At 45.1% G+C, this 3,882-nt stretch carries 3 protein-coding genes and 1 pseudogene; 2 read left to right on the top strand and 2 right to left on the bottom strand.

Annotated elements, in window-relative coordinates; translation table 11 throughout:
• Positions 1 to 309: 309 nt before the first annotated feature.
• Entirely contained in the window at positions 310 to 1,206 is an 897-nt protein-coding gene (gene rnhA, locus DP116_RS26760) for a ribonuclease HI (RefSeq protein ID WP_169158027.1), read from the top strand.
• A 21-nt stretch (positions 1,207 to 1,227) separates the two neighbouring features.
• On the opposite strand, the gene cruG is transcribed toward rnhA, so the two are convergent.
• Positions 1,228 to 2,430, bottom strand: a complete 1,203-nt coding sequence (gene cruG, locus DP116_RS26755) for a 2'-O-glycosyltransferase CruG (RefSeq protein WP_169158026.1) — start codon at positions 2,428 to 2,430, stop codon at positions 1,228 to 1,230.
• Positions 2,431 to 2,461: 31 nt separating this feature from the next.
• Positions 2,462 to 3,373: a gamma-carotene 1'-hydroxylase CruF gene (cruF, locus tag DP116_RS26750; RefSeq protein ID WP_169158025.1), complete on the bottom strand. Its 912-nt coding sequence runs from the start codon at positions 3,371 to 3,373 to the stop codon at positions 2,462 to 2,464.
• 325 nt (positions 3,374 to 3,698) lie between these two features.
• On the opposite strand from cruF, the pseudogene DP116_RS29805 reads away from it, so the two are divergent.
• A pseudogene (locus tag DP116_RS29805) lies at positions 3,699 to 3,882 on the top strand (hypothetical protein); the annotation flags it as partial.

The raw sequence follows: 3,882 nt of genomic DNA, 5'->3' as shown, positions 1-3,882 counted from the left end.
CTCTTGCAAAAGTGAGATTTTACGAGGTTCTGTTAAGAGTTAAGCGTTCAGAATTCCCTATTCCCTGTTAAGCGTTCCCTGTTAAGCGTTAAGAGTTCCCTACAACTGCCACGAAGTCTATTGTAATTGGTTTGATTCAGCATTTCTGCGGCAGTTTAAAGAATACGCAGTTGGTTAGGAAAAAGGGCTGATAGAAATGAGATGCGATATTTGCGGAACTGTTTTTGTGCTAACCTTAATACTTTCTGTGATTTTTCGCAACTGATATCTTTGCATCGTTAGCTTTTTGCCGCTTTTCTATTCTTAACTATGTCTTTAGTTTCCACAATCAAAAGTATATACACTGATGGTGCTTGCACAGGCAACCCTGGTCCTGGCGGTTGGGGTGTTGTTGTCTATTTCAGTGATGGTTCTATTCACGAAATGGGGGGTGCATCTGCCCGAACGACAAACAATAAAATGGAGATGCAAGCTGCGATCGCCGCCCTCCAATTTTTAAAAGACTCAGGACAAAACGAAGCCATCACCCTCCACACCGACAGCGAATATCTCATAAACTGCGTGACAAAATGGGTGAAAAGCTGGAAAAGGAAAGGCTGGAAAAAGTCAGATGGAAATCCTGTGCTGAACCAAGACCTCTTGGAAATCTTAGACGATCTTAATAGTCCACGGGTCAGGTGGGAGCATGTGCGGGGTCATGCAGGTAACATTGGTAACGAACGCTGTGATGCGATCGCCCGCGCCTTTGCCAATGGCAAAACCTTGTCCCTGCAACAACAAGACTTTCTCTTGGAACAAAAGAACGGTCTAAGTGTATCAAGAGTATCTGATTCGGAAACAAATTCTACAATAATTAACACAAAGAAACAAGAAATCATTACTCTTGCAACAGATATAACCAATATGGAACCACAAACCCACTCTCCTAGTTCAGCAAATGAGGAATTACCCCGAGAAATCAGGGTAACACAACTCCGCAACTTGGTGGAAACTCTCCGCATTGCGGACGAAATTGCCGAAAAAGGTTACCTGATCACAAGTTCTGAACTAGCAGACTTGATGGATGTTCACGCCAGCGCTGTTACCAGTCGTGGAGACGAGTGGCGCTGGCGAAACTGGCTTGTCTCGCGGGTGCGGCGTGAAGGTAATCAAATTCTCTGGGAATTGGAACGGGGCGATAAGGTAGAGAGTGAAACTGAGTCTTAACCAATGAGGACTCAGGACTCATCACTGGGTACTGTACTTGCGCCCTCGCCACTCTATCGGGGTACGAAATGCAGATAGAAAAATCCGCAGCACCGCGATTGGATCAGCCAAAGGCGAAAGCCAGAACAACCAACCACCTTTTGCTTGATTGCGATCGTAGGAAGGTGCGATCGCAAAAAGCATAGCAAAGCGAATCACCACTAGAAATACATTGAGTCCCACTAGAAGCAGGGAGGGAGAGGGAGACAACCAGACAAGGGAAGGGGGAGAAAAAAAGAGGTAGCTGAAGACGACTAGAAGGGGTAAACCTTGAACTGCTGTGAGGAGCCATAAATCTCCCCAAAGTTGAGCGCGGGAGGAAGCGTCTTTCAAGTCAAGGCTTCGCCCCCATTGTTGCCAAGTTTCCATTGCTCCCTCATACATCCGTACCTTGAGTACTTTTGCCCCATCTAAAAAGCCAACTTTATACCCAGAGGCAGCGATGTTCCGTGCTAAAGTCACATCATCACAAAAAGAACCATTCGCACTCGTATATCCACCCACAGCTGCTAAAACAGAGCGACGGCACAAATAGCATTGTCCATTCGCCATCACTCGTTCTGACTGTTCCGCATTCACACCAGCAGGATTAAATCGGTAAAGCAGAGTCATCAACAAAGCTGGTTGTAGCCAGCACTCTCCTGGATATTTGAGAATGAACTGGGGTGAGAGAGAAACCAAGTCATAGCCTTGAGTTTCTGCTGTCTTCACCAAACCCGCAACCAAACCAGGTGATGGTTGTGTATCAGCATCCATACCCAGAAACCACTCACTCGCCTCTGAGGTATGCAAAAAGCCGTAATGCAATGCCCAAGGACGCCCCACCCAACCAGTTGGTAAGGGATCATCCGTCATCAGGCGAAAGCGAGGATCTTTCTGCTGTGCGGTTTTTACTAACTCAGGTGTGCCATCACTAGACTTGCTATCTACAATGATCATTTCTCGGACTTCATAGCTTTGGTGAGAGATCCCGTCTAGCAAGGGAGCAATACGAAGAGCTTCATTTAAGGTAGGAATGACAACACTCACACACCCCAAAAGTTCTGGTGTAGGATCTTGGGGTGTAATGGGAGGATGGCGGCTAGGTCCTTTTAAGAGGCGCGACAGCAAAATTGCTGTTGCGCTTAGTTGGATGAGCAGTAAAAAGAAACAAAGAGCACTTGCGATCGTCAACACGTCTAGCACAGCAAAATACCTGGCAATGGAAATCAAAGCTTTACTTAACAGCAACTTTGACGTTTGCTACAGTCGTCACTTCAGTGGTTGTTGGTGCAACAGCAACATGAGCAGATGCAGCTTTTGAACTCCACCAAAGTACTACAGCAGGAACTACGCCCAGGACAAAGCCTAATGAAACTGGGATAGCAAATCCAGCAGCTAAACTCAGTCCGGCGGCGAAGGCAAAATTGCTGAGATAAACGACTAAGGGCACATTGAGTTGCGATCGCTCCAATTTTATCGGTGTGTTTTTCCACAGCAATGCTGCCACACTAATAAACAGGGCGCTAGTGGCAAACCAACCCGCATAATTTTGATACGGTGTTCCAAAAAATTCACCTGAATTCTCCCAAAACCAAAAGGGGAGAGATGTTTGACTCATGGCTGGTTCCAATGCAAAGTCCCAGCAGGTAAAGAGCAAAGCACCCAGCGCTACAGCACCCACTTGGCGCACTAAACTGGGATTTTGAGCTACCCTTAGACCACTACGAGCAATGAGGTAAGCAGACAAACCCACATAAAACCAGGATAAGGGAATTGTAAATGGTACAAGTCCCGCAATCTTATATCCTAAGCCACTCAAGTAACTGTAGTATCCGAAGGGAAATCCAGTGCTAGTTCCCAGTAATTCACTGCCCACCGATATCAATACAGCTGGTACCATAAACGCCAGCCAAGTGCGCCATCCCAATATTCGATATGCATAAATAGAGACGGCCATTGTCCCCAAAACAATATCTACCACACCACCATCAGCCATACTCAACTGCATGGCTTGTTGTCCAACCTCTCCTGAGTTCAAAATGATTTCGGCATTAGGTATGACCAATAGAATGCCTATTAGTCCAAAAGCCTTTGCCAAGATATGACCAGTCAGGCATACACGCTGAGCGATAACAAGTTGTCTCATGATAATCCCTTAACAAGACATGATACGCAGCTACTTAGCTGGTAATAGTTTACAAATGTTTAAGAAAATATTTAATACTTTGTCCGGGAATTTTTGGCAAACTGACCTTGCTTTCCTTATGGAAAGGATAACAGCCTCTTGATAGAAGGTAGAAAAAATATGATAATAGATTTATAGTTTAAGCTATTCAAGCCATTATCTCTCAACTAAATTGACCTTCTTCTCACGGCTTATAGTGTCGCGATTCATGCTTTGCGACAAAGCAGTACGTATATGCTTTAGATAGTTGTGAAATTATAGCTTATTCTTATGTTGGGAACAACCAATGTCAATCTCGAAAAGACCGCCTTTCTTTTCCCTAGCATTACTAGTGCTTGCTTACACGGCCACTGGGTGGTTAATATCTAAAATATACACTCCTTGGTATATGTGGATCTTGGCTGTGATTGCCATTTTACTTCTCACGGGAGGTTTAACGATTTCCTGGATCAGGCTTGCAGACTTTTCTT

Origin of the sequence: Brasilonema bromeliae SPC951 (assembly GCF_012912135.1) — a bacterium.
Taxonomy (GTDB): domain Bacteria; phylum Cyanobacteriota; class Cyanobacteriia; order Cyanobacteriales; family Nostocaceae; genus Brasilonema; species Brasilonema bromeliae.
Note: the sequence above shows the minus strand (reverse complement) of the source record. Positions and strands in the feature narration are given on the sequence as shown.